An 18,452-nucleotide genomic window follows, 5' to 3' on the forward strand; every position below is an offset into this window, starting at 1 on the left:
ATCCGGCGCCACCTGTCGGAGGCGTACTGCTGCACCCCTCAGCGGCCGACGTCGCGCGCCGCCCGCGCTCATGGGTCCGGATAGGGCTGGAGCGGGACCCCGCCCGCATCCAGCTCGCGCCCACCGAGCTCGTAGGCACCGCCGGCCACGGTCGCCAGCTCAGCCGACGCGCGCCCGGGCCGCCGCACGCCCAGGCGCACGCTCGCGAGTCCGGCGTGCAGCGCCGTCCGGTCGTCGCCCGGGACCGTCCCGGCGTACGTGAACGCGACGGTCTGGTCGAGGTCCGCGTCGGCCGCCACCCGCACCTCGATGCCGCGTCCGGGCACGATCGCCTCCAGCCGCCCCGCCGCGGCGACGACGCGCACGCCCGGCACGTGCCCGACCCCGCCCAGCCGGAACCGGCGTCCGCCGAGGAACACCGCGCCGTTCGCGATCCACGGCGTGAGCGCGCCGGCGACGCGTACGCGGGCGAGGGCCAGCTCGAGCCACACCTCGGGGGCGTCGGGGAAGCCCGCGGCGTGCAGCCAGACCCACTTCTCGGCGTGCTCGCGGCCCCAGTTGTGGCCGACCGTGGCGCGCCAGCTCATCACGTCGACCACGACGCCGTCCACGACGACGTGGCCGCTGACGACGCCGTCGGGGACGGGCGCGACCAGCTTCGTGCGCGGGATCGGCGTGCGGTAGAGCAGCCCCGGGCGCAGGTGGCGCAGCTCGGCCGCGCCGCCGCCGGCCACGGCGAGCTCCCACTCGGCCATGCGGCCGCGCGCCCGCGCTTCACCGCGGAAGCCGTCCGCGCCGCACCGCGCGTCCGCGCGCACCGCCGACTCCTTCACGGCCGCCGGGCCGCCGCCCGCGGCCGGGTCGAACACCGTGCACCAGAGCGCGCCGCCGCCGGGGTCGGCGTCCTCGTACGCGTGGCGCGTGTGGCGGATCCAAAGGGCCCGGGGCGGTCGCCCCGGCTCGGCGTCGCGGGCGCTCAGGAACCACGACTCGTAACGGCCACGCACACCCACCATTGTGCCGTCCGACCCACCTCGTACCGTTCGCGAGGCAATGTCCCTTTGCTTCATTGAGCCACAGGACGCGATCCGGGTGATCGCGGAGTCGGTCGGCCGCGAGGCCCGCCGCCAGCTGCTCGGCGAGCTGGTCCGCGCGTGGGTGGACGAGATCCCCGAGGGTGAGCTGGCCTCGCACTACGCGAAGGCCGTCGCCGACTTGGACGAGAACGATCTCTCGATGCTCGCCGCCTGGCACGCCTCGATGGAAGTTGGCACGCCGCTGGCCAACCGGGACTTTCTCGTCGGTGCGTTCAAGAACCTCGGGGACAACCGTCGCGAGGCGCTGAAGATCGCCGCCGGCCTGCGCGGTGAGGACGCGTTCAACGCGGGCGTCGCCGAAGAGCAGGCGCTGGAGAGCGTGCTGCCGTGGTTGAGCAACGAGCGCGCCACGGAGCTCCTGGCCGAGTGCCTGGAGCTCTACATGTGGGACCGCCTCGGCTCAGAGAACTAGCTGGTCAAGCGCGGCGACCGCCTGGTCGGTCGTCTTGAACCACACGCCGTGCAGGCCGAGCGCATCCGCGGCCTTCACGTTCACTTCCAGATCGTCCACGAACGCGCAGTCGGCCGCCTCGAGCCCGAGCCGGTCCAGCGTCCGGTGGTAGATCTCCGGCTCGGGTTTGCGCACGCCCTCGAAGCCCGAGTCCACGATCAGCTCGAACATCCCGTCGGGGAGGAGCGGCATCCAGCGCGGCTGCCATTCCCGCACGTTGTTGGTGAGGATCGCGAGTCGCACGCCGCGCGCCTTCAGGCTCGCGTAGTACTCCAGCAGCGGCTCGTTCGGCCGCAGCTCGCGCATGAGCCGCTCGCCGTAGTTGTCGAGCACGACCTCACGCTCGACCACCTCGCTGATCGAGCGCTGCATGATCGCCATGAACTCGGGGTCGGTCAGCTCGCCGCGCTCGAGCTTGAACAGCGGTGGCTCGTCCGAGCGTGACGCGGCGAGCTTCATCGCCGCGCCGAGTGCCGACAGCGGCACGCCGAGCTCCTCGTGCGCGCGGGCGAACGCCTCGTCGAGCGGCAGCGTGATCACGCCGCCGAAGTCGCTGATGACCGCCTTGATCACGCGATCCGGCGGATCAGGTCGTAGCGACCGACGCCTGTCCGGCCTTCCACGTGCCAGCGGAAGAACGCGACGTCCATGCGGAGCGCGCCGAGCTCGAGCGTCGAGCCGGTGAGCACCTCGCCGACGCCGCGGTACGGGTACTCGGAGTCCTTGTCCAGGTACAGCTCGAGGCCGGCGCGGATCTGACGCGCCTCCTCGTCGGTCGTCGTGGAGAGGCGCACCTCGTCGACCGGGAAGGACTCGTCAGGCGTGAAGTGCGCGCCCCACGCGGCCTCGTCGGCGTGGTGGGAGGCCTTCGTCGAGCGGACGAGCCCCAGCGCCACGCCGGTGCCGTCCTCGAACCAGGCGCCGACCGACCGTGTGAGCGTGATCTTGTCCCAGTCCGGGTTGCCCCACGCCCGCCCGCGCTGGCCGAGCCCGTCGACCGTCCGGCCCTCCATCGTCCCGGTGACGCGGCAGAGCTGCTCGTAGCCCTCCATCCCGCCGGCCTTCACGAGCGCCTGGCGCCCGCTGTACGTGACGGGGTCGGTGAGCGCGGAGAACGTCAGCTCGAAGTCCAGCTCGCCCGCGCCGCGCACGGTCCAGCGCGTGAGCGGCTCGTCGGTCACCGCCTGCACGCCCTCCGCCGGGGAGGTGACGGTCGCGCCGAGCGTCTCGCGCCCGAGGAAGCCGATCGCGAGCGCGCTGCTCGAGACCTCGCCGTCCCCGCCCATGCCGGTCGCGACGCGCGCGAGCCCGTACAGGCCGGCGTCGACGTCCGCCCACGAGAACGTGACCGCGTCCGTATCCCCGGGCTTGCGGAGCTCCCGGGGCGCCTCCAGATCGACCTTGCTCATCGCGACGGCGGGGGTGGGTCGATGTCGATCGCGCTGCCCTCGATGTCCCGCGGGTGCCCGTTCCCGGAGTACGGCGACGCGCCGCCGCGCGGCGGGGACGCCGTGCCCGGCATCGCCCCGACCAGCCGCAGCGCGCCACGGCGCACGAGCAGCCGCCGCAGCACCACGCGCGTGGGCGGGAACAGGAACAGCAGGCCGAAGATGTCCGTGATGAACCCGGGGCAGAGCAGCAGCACGCCGCCGAAGATCACCAGCACCCCGTCCACGACCTCCTTGTGCGGCAGCCGCCCGGACGCGAGCGCCTCGTTGAAGCGCCGCCACGCGAGCCGCCCCTGCGAGCGCAGCAGGTACGAGCCGAGCAGCGCGTCGGCGATCAGGATCAGCACTGTCCACCACACGCCGATGGCCTGACCCACCTGGATCAGCAGCGCCAGCTCGGCGATCGGGACGATGATGAAGAGGAGGACGAGCAGGAGGGGCATTGATCTCGCCCCGGACTCTACGACGGTTACGTCAACGCCGGCTTAGCGCCGTCGTTCACGCGCACGGCGGGCAGCCGGTGCAGCCCGACCGTCTCGATCAGCGTCCGCACGTTCGGCTGCGGATGCGCGAGCCAGAGCGTCACCCCGTTGGCCCGCAGCCGCTGCGCGAGGCATGCCAGGTCGATCATCAGCGACGGGTCCGCGAACGTCAGCTCGCTCAGGTCCACGATCACGTCGCGCGTGGCGTTCAAGGCCGTGGAGAAGGGTCGCCGGCGCCGACCGCTGGTCGTTCGGTCCTCGTCCCCCGTGATGCGGAGGATGGCGAGCTCTGCGTCGAAGGAGACGATCGCGTGACCCTACAACGAACCGCCCGGTTCGTACAGGTCACAAGGACCGACTGGCCTACACTCGTACTCGAGATGATCCAAGAAGACGACGTCCTCGAGGCGCTTTCGAACGTGATCGACCCGGAGCTCGGGCTCGACTTCGTGGAGCTCGGGCTGGTCTACGGCGTCGAGATCGACGGCAGCAAGGTGGGCATCACCTTCACGCTGACGACCCCGGCCTGCCCGATCGGCCCGCAGGTCTCCGAGCAGATGCAGGAGTTCGTCGGCGAGCTCCCGGGCGTGACCGAGGTCACCCCGAACATGGTCTTCACCCCCGCGTGGACCCCGGACAAGATGTCCGAGGACGCGAAGTTCGCGCTCGGCTACTGAGCCGCTGAAGCGCCTGTAGAACGCGTGTTACGCGCGCGTTCACGCACGGACCGCTGACGACGCCCAAGAAGCAGCAAGCCACGCGCCGTCTCGCTGGCGCCAGGCGTCGCGCCCGGCTTCGACGACTTCACGTCGACCAGGGAGCGCCGCCGGCGTCCGCCTTGCTTTCCCAGACCCCATGGACCGGCGTCTCGTAGAGCTGGCGGGAGGGGTGTCGTTTGAGGGCTCGGTTGGATTCGCAGCGGGTCTTGCCCTTGCGTTTGCGGCGTTCGAATGTAGGCGTGTCTCGCGGTCGTGGAGGTACGGCTGAGCGCGATCGTGTGCAGGGCGTAGTTGGCCTATCGGTCGCCGTCGCGGTCTGGCGGTGGTGGGTGGTCTGGCCCGAGCAGGCCGGCTTGGAAGCGCTGCCGTGACGGCGCGCGAAGGCGGTTACCGCTGCGGAAGCGGCGCGCGTCGTTGACGAGCAGCTGGGCTGCGGAGACGTGGTCCGACCCCGGTTGCGCGGTAGACCAGCAACACCGCCGCCAGTGCTTGGCGGTTGCCTCCGGTGCGCGGGATTGCGAGGCCGTCGATGGCCAGGACCTTGCGGGCGGCGATCGGCGCGTCGGTGCCGTCGGACTTGCCGAGCGTGCGGTTCCGGCGAAGTGTTCGCTCACCGTCGACATCGAAGCCGTCGGCACCGAGAGCTCGCACAGGCCCGCTCCGACACGCACGACCAACAGGCGTGAGTTTGCTCTAGTGAAAATCGTCTGCGTAATTACAAATGAGCTGATCGATTTGTAAGTCAAGTTTTGAGCATTTTGACCAGTACCGATATGGTCTCACGCGTCTAGACGGTCATGTTGTCCGTATCGACGGGGTAAGTTGCATTACTCAGTAGCCGATAGGCGCTCGCGACCATCGCTGCGTTCGCGGCGAACGGGATTGGCCGCGCTCGCTAGTGCTGCAGCTCTGCTTGCGACACCAACAGCAGCGAACGCATGGAACTTCTTTGATGGCCCATTGGACCCGAATCAGGCCACGATCGGAAACGCGAACTCCATCCGCTCAGTCGCTGGCTACGCGTCGAGCAGCGCCTACCGGGTATCCGTGGGCCTCTGGGCATACGCCAACCTGGAGACGCACTACACCTACTCGTGCCACGCGTACGCGTCGGCGCACTGGGATATGCCGATGATCGCCAACCTGGAGGCGGTGAGGCAAAGCCGGATGCAGGGCTACGCCTACTCCGCGAACATATGCTGACCACTCAATTGAAGTCGGTGGTCGCGGTCGCGACGGCCGCGAGCGCGTGCGTCCTGGCTGCATCGGCCACGCTTGGTGCATCATCCGGTGCCCGTGCGGCGAGCTCGTCCCACCAACCAGCGTCGCCAGGTTCGACGCTCACCGCTGTTCCCGCGGTGCCTCCCGCAGTCCGAGACCATTTCGCGCTGTTCCGGGATCAGCCGGCTGCGAAAATTCCGAGCGACGTGGCGGCCGCTGTCGCGTCCCCCGCTCGGTTCGGGCGCAACCCGGACCTCGCGCGAGAAATCGCTACGACGTACGGGAAGGGCTGGATCGTGCCCGGAGACGGGTACCTGTGCATCATCGTCCCTGACCCTGACTTCGGCGGATACGGAACGGGTTGCGACACCGTCGAGAACGCCGTGGCTCGCGGACTTGTTCTCACGCGACGACAGGGACCTGATGGACCCGGTAACGCCGTCGGCCTCGTTCCGGACGGAGCCCAAGCCGCCCTCACGCGCGGGTCTCTGCCGCTCCGTACCTCGGGTGGCGTTGTCAACAGCCCGGTGCGAGCGGACGAAGAACTCGACATTGCGTCGAAAGTCGGCTAGCCACTGACGGATCATCGCCGGTCGAGCGCGGCAATTGGCTCGACCGGCGACTCGGTCGGCCCAAAGTTGCTCCGCGACGATCGAACGCTTGGTCACATTTCGTCTTGTCGCGGAAGGAGTTGGTTGTGAGAGATCTCCGCACGGCGAGCGATGAGGAGTTGCTCGCGCTGACTCCTCAGCAGCCCCGTGCCTTCGGCGAGTTCTACGCGAGGCATGAGACGCTTGTTCTCGGGTTCTTTCGCCAACGGACCGTGTCTGCGGACGTGGCCTTGGACCTGACGGCGGAGACCTTCGTGCAGGCGTTGAGCTCGGTGCGGCGATTCAAGCCTGGTCCAGAGCCCGCCGTCGCGTGGTTGCTTGCGATCGCCCGTCATGTGCTGTTGAAGTCGCTGCGTCGTAGGCGTGTGGCGACTCGTGCGCGAGCTCGTATGGCCATGGAGCCGATCGCCGTGGACGACTGGGACTTGCAGCAGATCGACGAGCTGGGAGAGCTGTCGGCCTCGCAACTGCTCTCCGGCTTGCCGGCCGAACAAGCCGCGGCGATTCAGGCTCGAGTGTTCGACGAGCAGCCGTACTCCGCAATCGCGGAGCAGCTCCGTTGTTCGCCGCTTGTGGCCCGCAAACGCGTGAGCCGTGGGCTCGCCGCGCTCCGAACGATGCTCGACCAGGACTGATCATGACCAAGATCCCCGCCCTTCGAGAAGCCCTAGAGAGCACGGCAGAGCGCCACTACGCGCGCCGACGTCTCCTTGTGTGGCCCAGGCGTGTGCTCATCCCGAGTGCCGTTGCGGTAGCCGTGTGGCTCGCCTTCTCGACCCTCAACGGCCGGTCGCCGGAGTCCAACGACGAAGTGGCGGCGACCCCCACGCCCGTTCCGCACACGGTGAAGGTCACGACCAAGCAACCGCCGGCTACCTCCAACAAGACCGTGTTCGTCCGAGCTTCCCTTCTCGACGGCAACGCGGCCGTCGAGGCGTTTCGCGCCGAGACCGGGGCCAACGGTCAGCTGGACCACGCGTGGCGGACGCCGGGGATGCAAGGCGAGCAGGCACACGTCTTTCTCTACCGTCGAGGTGGGGAACGGTGTCTGAGCGTCGTCGATCCGTCCGCCAGCGAGCCTGGGGACCGAGGCGTCGGCTGCAGCGACGACGTCACGTTCCGTCGCTTCGGGGTCTCGTCGATGGTCGGGACCAACTACGCCGCCGTGATCCCTGACGGGCGTCCCGCTCCTGTCTACCGGGACGCCGACGGGCATCAGCGAAAGCTGAAGATCGCCGACGGAGGTCTTGTCGCAATCACCGGTGCACCCGGAGGCGCGTCGGTCACGCTGCACGGACCACGCGCCACGCAGCGCGCCGATGCGTTTCCGCGGTCCAGACCTATGACCCTGTACAGCTGCTCGAACGGCAAGGGAGTCGCATTCCCCGCAGACGCACCGAAGCCAGCCAGCGATCCCTGCGCAACGGTAGGTTCGCAAGGCTGAGCACGAGCGGGCGGCGCACTTCGGGCTCACCGCATCGAACCAGGGCCAGCCGAAGGGGTCCTTCTCCGCGACGTCTCTCGGCCGCTCAGCGCAGCTGGTTCACCTTGGGCAACGTCCCGGACAACGGGTCGTCGACCACGGGTACGAACTCGAAGCCCTCATAGCGGGCGAAGTACGTGTCCTGCGGCGACACGCCCTCGTGGTAGTCGCGGTTGTAGGCGCGCTGGTCGCCGTTGGCGCCCGTGATGCGGGTGCCGTCGTTGAGGGCTTGGACGAGCGGGGCGCCGAGCGCGCCCGCGTCCTTGGCCGCCTCGGCGGCGAGCTTGACCGCGTCGTAGGGGTACATGGGCCAGTCGGGCGGCTGGATCACGTCGCGGCCGTCCTGCTGGACGCCGACCTCGTCCACGCCGACGGCCCGCTCGTAGCGGGCGCGGAACTGGTTGAAGGGCTTCGGGCCCATCTCGGCGGTGATGCGGCTGGAGACGAAGCGCAGCCGGCTCAGGTACTCGGGGTGGGCGACGAGCCGCTGCCGGATCAGCGGGTCCTCGCCCGTCTGGCCGGACAGCACCGGGACGTCCCAGCCGGCCTTGGCGACGGCCTCGAGCGTGGCCGCGACGTCGGCCGCGCTCGCCCATACGACCAGGCGGTCGGCGCCTGAGCGCTTCGCCTGCAGGATCTGCGGGGCGAGGTCCTGGGCGCGGCGGGGGATCACCTGGTCGGAGACGACCTGCACCTCGTCGACGGTGAAGGCGTCGCGCAGGGCGGCCCGGCCCTGGGTGCCGTAGCCGGAGTCGTCGGTGATCATGGCGACCTTGGGCAGCTGGTTGGCGATGTAGTCGGCCAGGCGGCGGGTCATGATCGCGTCGGCCGGGGCGAGGCGGAAGACGGTCGGGTGGCGCTGCGGGTCGATCAGCCCGGCGCCGCCCTCGAAGACGACGAACGCCGGCAGGTGGGCGCGGTCGGTGAGGTCGCCGATGGCGCGGGCGCCGGTGCCGTCGGTGATCAGGATCGCGGCCTTGCGGTCGACCGCTTCGCGGGCGTTGGCCAGCGCGGTCGCCGGGCTCGAGGCGTTGTCGAGCGTGACGAGCTTCAGCGGGCGGCGCTCGTCGCGGGCGAGCGTCAGGCCGCCGGCGGCGTTGATCTCGTCGACGGCGAGCTTCGCGCCGTTGGTGATCGAGCGGGCGATCCAGGGCTCCGTCGAGACCGGCGCGCTGACGACGACCGGCACGGCGTCGTCGTCGCCGCCACACGCGCTGAGCACGGCGGCGAGCAGAAGGGGGAGGAGCACCCTGCGCGGCATGGTCAGGCATGATGACTCCAAACTCGGGGTTTCGAGGGGGTCTATATGAGTGTTCGTCCGGCCACGTTGGCCGCATTGCTGCTTGCCGTCTGCGCGCTGCTGGTCGCGGCGTGTGGCGACGACGAGCCAGCGCAGGAATCAGGAGCGGCGCCGCCCGCCGCCACGCAGGACGCCGACGCCGGCACGGAGCCGGAAGGCGAGGCGGGCGAAGAGGGCGAATCCGAGGAGGAGCGCGAGCGCGAGGAGGAGGAAGCGCGCGAGGCGACCGGCAAGCCGTGCACCGAGGTGGGGGACATCGACGGCGAGCCGGAGAACCAACCGCCCGACGACGTGACGATCCTCGACGGGGCCAAGGTCTATGAGTCCGAGGGCCCGTTCGGCAAGACGGAGCGGTTCTTCGCGGCGGTCGACGGCGAGACCAGCGAGCTGGTCGAGAAGCGCGACGCGGCCGCTTCGGCGCTCGAGGGCTCGGGCTTCAAGATCCTGTCCACCGATCAGGAGGAGGGCACCGAGGCCGAGGCGCACCTCGAAGGCGACGGCAAGACGGTCGACATCCAGGTGATCTCGCTGTGCGAGGGCAAGCTGCGCATCCGCTACACGGTCTCGTGAGGTGAGCGGGCCGGTCGCCATCCAGGCGCTGGTGACCGGCCTGGCCACGGGCGCCGCGTACGGGCTGATCGGGCTCGGGTTCGCGCTCGTCTGGCGGCTCACCCGCACGCTGGCGTTCGCGCACGGGGACGTCGTGACCGGCGCGGTGTTCGTCGGCGTGCTGGCGGTGGTCGGCACCGTCCCCGTGGCGTCCTCGCTCGGCGCGGGCGCCACGCTCGCGCTGAGTGCGGTGACCGTGCTCGCCGGGGCGGCGCTCTCGGTCGCCGTGTACGCGATCGCGGTGCGGCCGTTCGCGCCGCGGGAGAGCGCGTGGGGCGGCCCGGCCATCGTCGGGGCGGACGCGGGGGCCGAGGCGCCGCCGGTCACGGATTCGCGGTGGCGGCCCGCGCGCGGCGCCGCGGATGCACGGTACGAGGCGCCGGTCGCCGATGCGCCGCGCCGGCCCGCCCGCGGGGCCGCGGACACGCCGGTCGCCGGTGCGCCGCACCGGCCCGCCCGCGGCGCCGCGCCGCTGGCACGGCTGGCCGCCGATCCGCTGCGCCGCGGCGCGCTCGGCTGGGCGGCCGGCGGCCTGGCGGCGGGCCTGCTCGTCCGCGAGCTGCTCGGCCTGATCTTCCCGCAGCAGTCGTACGCGCTGCCGGACCCGCTCGGCTCACCGGGGACGCTCGCACTCGGCGGCGGCGTCGCGCTGCCCGTGCGGGCGCTGGAGGTGCTCGCGGTGGGGCTGGCGGTCGGCGTGCTCGTCGAGCGGCTGCTCGCGTGGACGGGGGCGGGCGCGGTCATGCGCGCCGTCGCCGACGACGCGGGCGCGGCCGCGCTGCTGGGCGTCCCGACCGAACGCGTCGTGCTCGTGGCCTTCGCGCTGGCCGGCGCGCTGGCCGGGCTCGCCGGGCTGCTGATCGCGCCGCAGGCCCCGCTGGGGCTGGAGGACGGCGTCCTGCTCGGGCTCAAAGGCATGACCGCCGCGCTGCTGCTCAAGCTCGGGGCGCTGCGCCTCGCCATCGCGGGCGGGCTGATCGTCGGCGCGGTCGAGGGGCTGATCCTCGCCACGCCCTCGCTCGGCGCGGGCTGGGCGGACCTGACGATCCTCGCCGCGCTCGCGGTGCTGGCCGCGCTGCGGCGATGACCGACGCCGCGCACGACCTGTACCTGTTCGCCGCGGTGCTCGGGCTGCTGCCGGCCGTGGCGCTCGCCGGGCTGCCGGTGCTCGCCCAGAGCGCGTTCGTCGCGCTCGGCGGGGTGGGGGCGCTGAAGCTCGAGCAGGCGGGACTGCCGATCGGCGGCGCGGTGCTGATCGCGATCGCGCTGGGCACGGTGGCGGGAGCGCTCACCGGGCTGCTCGTCGGCCGCACGCCGCCGGCGTTCGTCGCGCTCGCGACGTGGGCGCTCACCTGGCTCGCCTACACGGCGCTGCTCGACTTCCCCGCGCTCGCGGGCGGCACCGAGGGGCTCACGCGACCCGCCTTCGACCGCGTGCAGACGCCGTTCGGCGCCGCGCTCGAGCTCACGCCGACCGTGCACCTCGTCGGCGCGGTCGTGCTGTGCGCGCTGGCCTACGCGCTCGTCGCGCGGCTGCGCGGCGGCCCACTCGGCAGCGACGCGCTCGCGTTGCGCGACGACGCCGAGCTCGCCGCGTCCGTCGGGGTGCCGATCCCGGCCCGCAAGGCGGCCCTGCTGGCGCTGTGCGGCGCGACGTCGGCCGCTGCGGGAGCCGGGATCGCGATCCTGCTCGGCGTCGCCGCGCCCGCCGACGCGGCGCCGCTGCTCGCGCTGCAGCTGCTCGCCGCGGCGATCGCCGGCGCCCGCCACCCGCTGCTCGGGCTGGTGGCGATCGTCGTCCTGCAACGCACGCCCGACCTGGTGACGCCGCTCGCGCTGCTGGCCGCGGTCGCGCTCCGGCCCGTCCCCAAGCCGGCTGTCGACGCGATCGACCCGCCGGCCCCGGTCCCGCCGCTGGAGCCGGTGACGGGCCGGATCACCGCGCGCGACCTGCACGTGACGCTCGGCGGCCGCCCGATCCTGCGCGGGCTCGACCTCGACGTCGAGCCCGGGGAGATCCATGCGCTGGTCGGCGCAAACGGCAGCGGCAAGACGACCGCCCTGCGCGCGCTGGGCGTTCCGCACACGTTCCAGCGGGCCGCCGGCTTCCCGTCGCTCACGCCGTACCGGCAAGTGCTGGTCGCCCTGCGCGCGCGGTTCCACGACCCGCGCGCCTGGACCTATCTGCGGCTCGTGGGCGTCGACCCGTTCGCGACCACGCTGACCGCGGGCGAGCGGCGACTGCTCGACGTGGCGCGGATCGCCGCCACCGGCGCTCCGGCTCTCGCCTTCGACGAGCCGGCGGTGGGCATGTCGGCCTCCGAGCGCGGCCGGCTCGAGGCGGCGCTGCGGGCCCTGGCCGACAGCGGCCGGGCGATCCTCGTCGTCGAGCACGACCTGCGCTTCGTCGCGGCGCTGGCCGACCGCGTGACGGTGATCGACGACGGGCGCGTCGTCACCGGCGACCCACAGGCGGCGATCGAGCGGGTGTACCTCACATGATCGAGGTCGCGCCCGGGACGATCGTCGCCGTCCTCGGCCACGACGGCGCGCCCGCGCGGGCCGTCCGGTGCTTCGCCGGCCGCGGCTACGTCCCGCCCGGGCGGCGCGTGTTCGGCTCCCTGACCGTCGAGGAGAACCTGGCCGTCGGCGCCTACGGCCGGCCCAAGCGCTACGACCGCGTCTACGACCGGTTCCCGCGCCTGCGCGAGCGTCGCCGCCAGCGGGCGGGCACGCTCTCCGGCGGCGAGCAGCAGCTGCTGGTGATCGCGCGGGCGTTGATGGGGGAGCCCGAGCTGCTCGTGCTCGAGGACCCGTCGGCCGGGCTCGCCCCGCCCGCGATCCAGGCGGTGGCCGAGGCGATCGCGGGCCTGACGGTGCTGATCGCCGACGAGCACCTCGCGCTCGCCCGGGCCGCGGCGCAGCGGGTCGTGCTGGTCGAAGGCGGTACGACGATCTTCGACCTGCCACGTGAGGAGGCGTTCGCGGACGTGCGCCTCGGCTCCGGCTTCCTGTCCTCCGGATGACCCTTTCGGACCAGCCCTCCGCGAGGTCGGTCACACGGGTCACACCCGCTCGTCTTCCCCTGTAGATGCACTCGTTCGACGAGCTGTACCTCCGGTACCGCGAGCCCGTCCTCGGCTACTTCGCACGCCGCGTGCGGGACCCCGAGGTGGCGGCCGACCTGATGGCCGAGACCTTCGCGCGGGCGCTGGTGCACCACCGCACCAACCCGTCCGGGGAACCGGTCGCGTGGCTGCTGGTGATCGCCCGCAACCTGCTGGTGGACAGCGCTCGCCGCGGGCAGGTCGAGGAGTCGGCACGGCGGAAACTCCACATGGAGCCGCTCGTGCTCGACGACGCCGACCTGCAGCGGATCGAGGAGATCGCGGAGGCGGCCGACCTGGCCGAGACCGTCCGCGCGACGCTGTCGGCCACGGAGTACGCGGCCCTCCGGGGCCGGGTCGTCGACGAGGAGTCATACGCCGAGCTGGCGCTGCGGATGCGCTGCTCGGAGGCGGTCGCGCGCAAGCGCGTCAGCCGCGCGATAGCCCACATGCGCACCGTGATCGAGGACGGAAGATGAGTGACTTTCTGGACCGCTACGGCGAGGAGCTCAAGCGGGCTCGCCGGCGTCAGCGCTGGCACCGGGTCCGCGGGTTCGGCGGGATGCCGACCCGACAGCGGTCCCGCCACCGGACCGCCGTGGTGGCCTTCGGCCTGGCGGCCGTCCTCGCCGCGGTCCTGACCGTCGCGTTCACGCACTCGACGACCCGGGTCTCGTCCAAGGCCCCCGTGGACGTCGCTTCCGCGGTGCCGCCCGAGAACGAGGCGCTCGAGCACCGCAACGGCTTCACGCCGAACGAGTTCAAGGACTTCCAGCTCAGCTCGAACGACACCGTCTCGCGCGCGCAGGTGGACCGGATGAAGGCCCAGGCGGCCGCGGTCGCCCCGGCCGCGGGCGCGGCGGGCCTCCCGTGGAAGCAGCTCGGCCCGTACAACATCGGCGGGCGCGTGACCGACGTCGTGGCCGACCGCTTCACGCCCAACTCCGCGATCGCCGCGGTGTCCGGTGGTGGCATCTGGAGGACCACCGACGGTGGTGAGCACTGGGCATCGATCTGGCCCGACGACTGGACGCAGACGATGGGCGCGGTCGCGCAGGGCGCCGACGGCGCGCTGTGGGCCGGCACCGGCGAGGCGAACCCGCCGGGCGGCGGCCTGACCTACTTCGGCGACGGCCTCTACAAGTCGACCGACAAGGGCGGCCACTGGACGCGCGTCGGGCTCGAGAAGAGCGAGTCGATCGGCCGCATCGCGGTCGACCCGAGCAACCCGGACGTCGTCTTCGCGGCGGCCGCCGGTCACGTCGCGCGCAGCGCCGCCCAGCGCGGCCTGTACCGCACGACGGACGGCGGCAAGACCTGGGACCTCGTGCTCGCGCCGCCGAACAGCACCACCGGCGCCGTCGACGTCGCCATCAACCCGAAGAACCCGCGGATCGTCTACGGCGTGCTGTGGGACCACAAGCGCACGAACGGCACGCGCACCTACGGCGGCATCGGCTCCGGCCTGTTCCGGTCCGACGACGGCGGCACCACCTGGAAGCGCCTCGAGACGATGGCGCCCGGCCAGGCGCTGCCGACCTACGACCAGACGCAGACCGGCCTGAAGGCGGACGCGAGCCTCGGCCGCATCGGCGTCGCCGTCGCGCCCAGCAACCCGAACCGCGTCTACGTCGTGTTCGGCTCGCCCTACGGTCCCGACAAGGGCTTCTACTACTCCAACGACGGCGGCGACAGCTGGTGCACGACCGGCGGCACGACCGAGTGCCCGTTCACCGCGGGCCGCGCGTACCAGGCCAACGGCGGCTACCAGTGGTGGTTCGGCCGCGTCTGGGTCGACCCGGACGACCAGAACCACCTGTTCAACGCCGACGTGTCCCTGCGCACGTCCACCAACGGCGGCGCCACCTGGACGGCGATCAACGCGCCGCACTCCGACCAGCACGGCATGGACTGGGATCCGGCCTCGCTGGACGGTGACCCGGCGACGCCCAACAAGGTCTTCCTCGGCAACGACGGCGGCGTCTACCGCTCCGACGCCAGCGGCGTCAACGGCACGTGGGTGAAGGCGAACAACCAGCCGTGGAACCAGGCCTACCACCTGTCGGTGTCCAAGCAGCGTCCGCGCCGCCTGGTCCAGGGCCTGCAGGACAACGGCTCGGTGAAGACGTGGACGCCGCAGGCGCAGGTGCCGACCGACCCCGAGCTGCGCGACTGGACGAGCGCGGGCGGCGGCGACGGCCACCAGAACGCGATCGACCCGACCGACGACAACATCTACTACACGTGCTCGCAGTCGTCCGGCGGCGGCACGCACAGCTGCGGGCGCCGCACCGACTCCGCGACCGGGACCACGACGGCGAACGTCGCCCAGGTCGGCCCGGCGGGCAGCAACCGCTACACCACCGACGCCCCGATCGTGACCGACCCGAACGTCCCGCCGGCCGGCGCCGACGGCACTCAGCCGCCGAACGCGCTCTACGTCGCCGGGGCCATCGTCGGCCGGTCGCTGAACCGCGGCACCTCGTTCAGCGAGATCTCGCCGCGGCCGCTGCCGCAGGCCAACTACACCGATCCCGACCCGTCGCTGCCCGGCCACGTCCCGGCCAGCGAGGTGGACATCGGGCTCTACACCAACCTCTACGGCGCGGTCACCGCGCTCGCGCCCGCCAAGTCGAAGACCCCCGTCCCGTACGCGCAGGTCATCTACGCGGGCACGGACACCGGCAAGGTCTGGAAGACGAGCGACGCCGGCGCCAACTGGGTCCAGATGCAGGGGCTGCCCACCCGCTGGGTGAACTCGGTCATCGCCGACCCGGACGACGCCGACCACGCGTACGTCGCGTTCTCGGGCTTCCGCGAGGGCGACGACGCGGCCAACGTGTGGGAGACCACCGACGGCGGCGCGACCTGGCTGAACATCTCCAGCAACCTGCCGAACGGCCCGATCGAGATGCTCGAGTACGACCCGAAGGGCAACGTGCTGTTCGCCGCCACCGACGTCGGCGTCTTCGACCACAAGGACGGCGACACGTCCTGGTACACGGTCAGCGTCGGCCTCCCGCAGGTGCCGGTGCTCGACGTCAAGCTCAGCCAGGACGGCAAGTCCCTCTACGCGGCCACGTTCGGCCGCTCCGTGTGGGAGCTGCCGCTGAGCGTCGACGCCACCGACGGCGGCGGCGTGGGCGGCTCCGTGCCGGCGACGCTCTCGCTCACCCTGGGCGCGCCCGGCTCGTTCGGCGCGTTCCAGCCGGGCGTGCCCCGCGACTACGCGACGTCGACCACCGCGACCGTGATCTCCACGGCAGGTGACGCGGCGCTGAGCGTGCAGGACCCGTCCTCGACGGCGCCCGGCCATCTCGTCAACGGCGCGTTCTCGCTGCCGCAGGCGCTGCAGGCGGGTGTCGGCGGGACCTTCGCGCCGCTGTCGGCCGCCGCGCTCGTCGTCAAGACGTGGACGGCGCCGACCGCCAACGAGCCGGTCAAGGTCGACTTCAAGCAGTCGATCGGCGCCAACGACGCGCTGCGTACCGGCAGCTACAGCAAGACGCTCACCTTCACCCTGTCCACCACGAACCCCTGATGGAACCCGTGCTCAGAGGCTCACGGACGAGCCTCTGAGCACACCCTCCGACGGCGTCCGTCACAGAACGGCCCGTGCCTCGCAATATGGAGGCATGGGTCACGATCCCCTGAGTGATGGCGCCGGCTTCTACCGGCGCCACGAGCGCGCAGTGGTCGCGTTCGTCGGATCGATGGTGCGGGACCCGGAGGTGACGGTGGACGCCGTCGCCGAGACGTTCGCACGTGCGTACGAGTCGCGGTCGACGTACCGGCCCGAGCTCGGCGGAGAACGGGCGTGGGTGCTCGGCATCGCGCGGCACGTCGTGCTCGCCGCGTGGCGGAAGGGCCGCGTGGAGAGCGAGATGCGCGCGCGGCTCGGCATGCGGACGTTGCGGCCGAGCGCCGAGACGCTCGCGTCCGTCGAGGAGGCCGTGCTCGAGTCGGAGGCCGCGGTCGTGCAGGCGTGGCTGTCCGACCTGCCGGAGGACCAGCGCGAGGCCGTGCGGCGGCGGGTGCTGGGGGACGAGGACTACGACGCCATCGCGCGGGACCTCGAATGCTCGCCCGCGGTGGTGCGCCAGCGGGTCAGCCGCGGGATCGCGACGTTGAGAAGGGGGCTCGGGTCATGAGCCTGATTCCGGAGCTGGAACGCGAATGGGAGCGGGTGATGCCGGTGCGCCGTGCGCGCAGGACGTTGCGGCTGTCGGTGGCGATCGGGGCGGCGCTGTTGTGCGGCGGGACGGCGGCGCTGGCCGCGACCGGCGTGCTGCAGGTGCCGATCGGCTCGCCGGCGGACGACGAGCTGCAGCTCAAGCCCGACGAGGGCATCGGCACGCTCACGCCGGGCGGCGCGCGGGTGCTGGCGGTCCAGGCCGAGGACCCGGACGGCGGGCCGCCCTGGGGCCTGCAGGTCTCGATGACCACGCGCAAGCTCGGCTGCCTGCAGGCGGCGCGGATGCAGGACGGCCGGCTGGGCGTCTTCGGCCGCGACGGCGCGTTCGACGACGACGGCAAGTTCCATCCGTTCGCCGACGGCGGCATCGGCCACCGCGTGTCCTGCACGCAGCTGGACGCCAACGGCCGGCTGATCACCAACGTGGTCGCCGGCGGGCTCGCCGCGAGTGCCAGTCCGAAGGGGGAGTGCTACGCGCCGCAGTTCACGAGGGGTGTGCCGAAGGACCAGCTGTGCGATCCCCAGGCCATCCGGATCCTCTACTTCGGGCTGCTCGGCCCGGAGGCGAAGAGCATCGTCGCGCACGGCAAGGAGATCCCGACGACCGGCCCCGAAGGCGCGTACCTGCTCGTGGACCGGATCGGTGACAGCGGCGCCGGCGGCATGGGGAGCGGGACCCTGTTCCCGACGAGCTCGCCGATCACCGAGGTCCGCTTCAAGGACGGCTCCTCGTGCGCGATCAAGCCGAGCGGGGCGGACGAGGCGTGCGTGAACCCGGGCTACGCCGCGCCGCCCGAGTCGACGCTCACCGAGGCGGACGTCAAGTCCAAGATCACCGTGCGCAAGACGAAGGGCAAGCGTGGCCACCGCTGGAAGGTGCGGGTCAGCTTCCGGGCGCCCGTCGCGATCCCGGACGCGGGCTCGGCGTACTCGATCTACCTGTCCGTACCGCCGAACACGCAGCGCCATCGCGGGATCGGCACGTCCACGTTCAAGAACCTGAAGGCCGGCGAGACGGTCACGTTCACGTTCAACTCCCTCGGCGGCCACGGGCGCTATCACGGCACGGTCCGCTACGGCCGCGTGAACGGGATGTTCGGCACACCGGCCCGCGACGGCCTCGAGGTCGGCAAGGTGTCGTTCCGGCTGCCCTAGGAACCGCGCGCACCGGTCCGGTGTACTCCCGACATGCGCGCCCTCGCCCTCGCCGGACTCATCGCGCTCGCCACCGCGGCGGACGCGTCGGCCGCCACGTTCGACCGCACCTGTGAGACGCACGCCGAAGGCCCGGACCCCGACGAGATCGTCAAGCCGGACGCCCGCCGAGACCTCGTCGTCGGGCGGGTCATGCTCCTCAACGTGCGCGCCGCCGGCCGTGAGCTGCCGACGTACAAGAGCCGCGACCGGTACCTGATCAAGACGCCGGTGATCATCCGGACCGGCGCTCCGGTGGTCGTGCGGGTCGCCGAGCGGGACCGCAAGCACGTCGCGCTCAACTTCGACGCGAGCGACCAGCGCCGCGGCCAGCACAGCGTGCGCTTCCATCCGTGCCCGCCGGACACGGAGCGCTTCAGCGACGGGAAGCCGCTCGGCGAGTGGACCGCCTATCCGGGCGGGCTCATCCTCCGGCGCCCGCGCTGCGTGACGTTCGAGTTCCTGGAGGAGGGCAAGCCGACGGTGCGGCGGCGCGTCGCGCTCGGCAAGCGCTGCCGCTGAGGGCCGCGGCGTC

General features: G+C 71.9%; 20 protein-coding genes. 13 read left to right on the plus strand and 7 right to left on the minus strand.

Annotated features, from left to right (window positions below; genetic code table 11):
* Window positions 1-68: 68 nt before the first annotated feature.
* Window positions 69-1,007, minus strand: coding sequence for a hypothetical protein (locus C8N24_RS19010; RefSeq protein WP_147447880.1), 939 nt, complete (start codon window positions 1,005-1,007; stop codon window positions 69-71).
* 46 nt (window positions 1,008-1,053) lie between these two features.
* Between C8N24_RS19010 and C8N24_RS19015 the strand changes: the two genes are divergently transcribed.
* On the plus strand, window positions 1,054-1,509 hold the full coding sequence (locus C8N24_RS19015; RefSeq protein ID WP_121252551.1) for a hypothetical protein: 456 nt from the start codon (window positions 1,054-1,056) through the stop codon (window positions 1,507-1,509).
* Here the strand turns inward: C8N24_RS19015 and C8N24_RS19020 are convergent.
* The 4 genes from C8N24_RS19020 to C8N24_RS19035 are packed head-to-tail and all read right to left on the minus strand — an operon-like array spanning window position 1,498 to window position 3,786.
* A complete protein-coding gene (locus C8N24_RS19020; protein WP_121252553.1) occupies window positions 1,498-2,121 on the minus strand; it encodes an HAD family hydrolase in 624 nt (207 codons plus the stop codon). The two genes, C8N24_RS19015 and C8N24_RS19020, sit on opposite strands and share 12 nt — an antisense overlap.
* Entirely contained in the window at window positions 2,118-2,957 is an 840-nt protein-coding gene (locus C8N24_RS19025) for a hypothetical protein (protein WP_121252555.1), read from the minus strand. Before C8N24_RS19025 ends, C8N24_RS19020 begins: the two co-directional genes overlap by 4 nt.
* Complete coding sequence (locus C8N24_RS19030; protein WP_121252557.1) at window positions 2,954-3,439, minus strand: FxsA family protein; 486 nt, start codon at window positions 3,437-3,439, stop codon at window positions 2,954-2,956. The genes C8N24_RS19025 and C8N24_RS19030 overlap by 4 nt, the downstream gene beginning before the upstream one ends.
* Window positions 3,440-3,465: 26 nt before the next feature.
* A complete protein-coding gene (locus C8N24_RS19035; RefSeq protein WP_121252559.1) occupies window positions 3,466-3,786 on the minus strand; it encodes an STAS domain-containing protein in 321 nt (106 codons plus the stop codon).
* A gap of 72 nt (window positions 3,787-3,858) precedes the next feature.
* On the opposite strand from C8N24_RS19035, the gene C8N24_RS19040 reads away from it, so the two are divergent.
* The gene (locus tag C8N24_RS19040) at window positions 3,859-4,155 is read left to right on the plus strand and encodes a metal-sulfur cluster assembly factor (RefSeq protein ID WP_121252560.1); all 297 of its coding nucleotides are present in this window, start codon (window positions 3,859-3,861) and stop codon (window positions 4,153-4,155) included.
* A gap of 429 nt (window positions 4,156-4,584) precedes the next feature.
* Here C8N24_RS19040 and C8N24_RS33385 read toward each other — a convergent pair whose 3' ends face one another.
* Window positions 4,585-4,848, minus strand: coding sequence for a hypothetical protein (locus C8N24_RS33385; protein ID WP_147447881.1), 264 nt, complete (start codon window positions 4,846-4,848; stop codon window positions 4,585-4,587).
* A gap of 1,267 nt (window positions 4,849-6,115) precedes the next feature.
* Between C8N24_RS33385 and C8N24_RS19050 the strand changes: the two genes are divergently transcribed.
* Window positions 6,116-6,664: an RNA polymerase sigma factor gene (locus tag C8N24_RS19050; RefSeq protein WP_170179203.1), complete on the plus strand. Its 549-nt coding sequence runs from the start codon at window positions 6,116-6,118 to the stop codon at window positions 6,662-6,664.
* Between the two features lie 2 nt (window positions 6,665-6,666).
* On the plus strand, window positions 6,667-7,473 hold the full coding sequence (locus tag C8N24_RS19055) for a hypothetical protein (protein ID WP_121252566.1): 807 nt from the start codon (window positions 6,667-6,669) through the stop codon (window positions 7,471-7,473).
* An 85-nt stretch (window positions 7,474-7,558) separates the two neighbouring features.
* Here C8N24_RS19055 and C8N24_RS19060 read toward each other — a convergent pair whose 3' ends face one another.
* Window positions 7,559-8,761, minus strand: a complete 1,203-nt coding sequence (locus C8N24_RS19060) for an ABC transporter substrate-binding protein (RefSeq protein WP_170179204.1) — start codon at window positions 8,759-8,761, stop codon at window positions 7,559-7,561.
* Between the two features lie 57 nt (window positions 8,762-8,818).
* On the opposite strand from C8N24_RS19060, the gene C8N24_RS19065 reads away from it, so the two are divergent.
* From C8N24_RS19065 to C8N24_RS19105, 9 genes are all read left to right on the plus strand, one after another.
* A complete protein-coding gene (locus C8N24_RS19065; protein WP_147447882.1) occupies window positions 8,819-9,382 on the plus strand; it encodes a hypothetical protein in 564 nt (187 codons plus the stop codon).
* Between the two features lies 1 nt (window position 9,383).
* Entirely contained in the window at window positions 9,384-10,508 is a 1,125-nt protein-coding gene (locus tag C8N24_RS19070; protein ID WP_121252572.1) for an ABC transporter permease subunit, read from the plus strand.
* Window positions 10,505-11,923, plus strand: coding sequence for an ABC transporter permease subunit (locus C8N24_RS19075; protein WP_121252574.1), 1,419 nt, complete (start codon window positions 10,505-10,507; stop codon window positions 11,921-11,923). Before C8N24_RS19070 ends, C8N24_RS19075 begins: the two co-directional genes overlap by 4 nt.
* Window positions 11,920-12,447, plus strand: a complete 528-nt coding sequence (locus C8N24_RS19080; RefSeq protein ID WP_121252576.1) for an ATP-binding cassette domain-containing protein — start codon at window positions 11,920-11,922, stop codon at window positions 12,445-12,447. Before C8N24_RS19075 ends, C8N24_RS19080 begins: the two co-directional genes overlap by 4 nt.
* Window positions 12,448-12,512: 65 nt before the next feature.
* Window positions 12,513-13,007 (plus strand): RNA polymerase sigma factor, encoded by a 495-nt coding sequence (locus C8N24_RS19085; protein WP_121252578.1) that lies wholly within the window; start codon window positions 12,513-12,515, stop codon window positions 13,005-13,007.
* Window positions 13,004-16,069 carry a sialidase family protein gene (locus C8N24_RS19090; protein ID WP_121252580.1) on the plus strand — a complete coding sequence of 1,022 codons (3,066 nt, stop codon included), beginning with the start codon at window positions 13,004-13,006 and terminating at the stop codon, window positions 16,067-16,069. The genes C8N24_RS19085 and C8N24_RS19090 overlap by 4 nt, the downstream gene beginning before the upstream one ends.
* 94 nt (window positions 16,070-16,163) lie before the next feature.
* The gene (locus C8N24_RS19095) at window positions 16,164-16,679 is read left to right on the plus strand and encodes an RNA polymerase sigma factor (protein ID WP_121252582.1); all 516 of its coding nucleotides are present in this window, start codon (window positions 16,164-16,166) and stop codon (window positions 16,677-16,679) included.
* Window positions 16,676-17,878 carry a hypothetical protein gene (locus tag C8N24_RS19100; RefSeq protein WP_121252584.1) on the plus strand — a complete coding sequence of 401 codons (1,203 nt, stop codon included), beginning with the start codon at window positions 16,676-16,678 and terminating at the stop codon, window positions 17,876-17,878. The genes C8N24_RS19095 and C8N24_RS19100 overlap by 4 nt, the downstream gene beginning before the upstream one ends.
* 33 nt (window positions 17,879-17,911) lie before the next feature.
* Window positions 17,912-18,439 (plus strand): hypothetical protein, encoded by a 528-nt coding sequence (locus C8N24_RS19105; RefSeq protein ID WP_121252586.1) that lies wholly within the window; start codon window positions 17,912-17,914, stop codon window positions 18,437-18,439.
* Window positions 18,440-18,452 lie beyond the last annotated feature (13 nt).

This window comes from Solirubrobacter pauli (genome assembly GCF_003633755.1).
Lineage (GTDB): Bacteria > Actinomycetota > Thermoleophilia > Solirubrobacterales > Solirubrobacteraceae > Solirubrobacter > Solirubrobacter pauli.

Coding starts and splice junctions, on each gene's coding strand:
- C8N24_RS19015 (WP_121252551.1), top strand. CDS start 1,054: ATGTCCCTTTGCTTCATTGAGCCACAGGACGCGATCCGGGTGATCGCG.
- C8N24_RS19025 (WP_121252555.1), bottom strand. CDS start 2,957: ATGAGCAAGGTCGATCTGGAGGCGCCCCGGGAGCTCCGCAAGCCCGGG.
- C8N24_RS19030 (WP_121252557.1), bottom strand. CDS start 3,439: ATGCCCCTCCTGCTCGTCCTCCTCTTCATCATCGTCCCGATCGCCGAG.
- C8N24_RS19040 (WP_121252560.1), top strand. CDS start 3,859: ATGATCCAAGAAGACGACGTCCTCGAGGCGCTTTCGAACGTGATCGAC.
- C8N24_RS19055 (WP_121252566.1), top strand. CDS start 6,667: ATGACCAAGATCCCCGCCCTTCGAGAAGCCCTAGAGAGCACGGCAGAG.
- C8N24_RS19065 (WP_147447882.1), top strand. CDS start 8,819: ATGAGTGTTCGTCCGGCCACGTTGGCCGCATTGCTGCTTGCCGTCTGC.
- C8N24_RS19075 (WP_121252574.1), top strand. CDS start 10,505: ATGACCGACGCCGCGCACGACCTGTACCTGTTCGCCGCGGTGCTCGGG.
- C8N24_RS19080 (WP_121252576.1), top strand. CDS start 11,920: ATGATCGAGGTCGCGCCCGGGACGATCGTCGCCGTCCTCGGCCACGAC.
- C8N24_RS19085 (WP_121252578.1), top strand. CDS start 12,513: ATGCACTCGTTCGACGAGCTGTACCTCCGGTACCGCGAGCCCGTCCTC.
- C8N24_RS19090 (WP_121252580.1), top strand. CDS start 13,004: ATGAGTGACTTTCTGGACCGCTACGGCGAGGAGCTCAAGCGGGCTCGC.
- C8N24_RS19095 (WP_121252582.1), top strand. CDS start 16,164: ATGGGTCACGATCCCCTGAGTGATGGCGCCGGCTTCTACCGGCGCCAC.
- C8N24_RS19100 (WP_121252584.1), top strand. CDS start 16,676: ATGAGCCTGATTCCGGAGCTGGAACGCGAATGGGAGCGGGTGATGCCG.
- C8N24_RS19105 (WP_121252586.1), top strand. CDS start 17,912: ATGCGCGCCCTCGCCCTCGCCGGACTCATCGCGCTCGCCACCGCGGCG.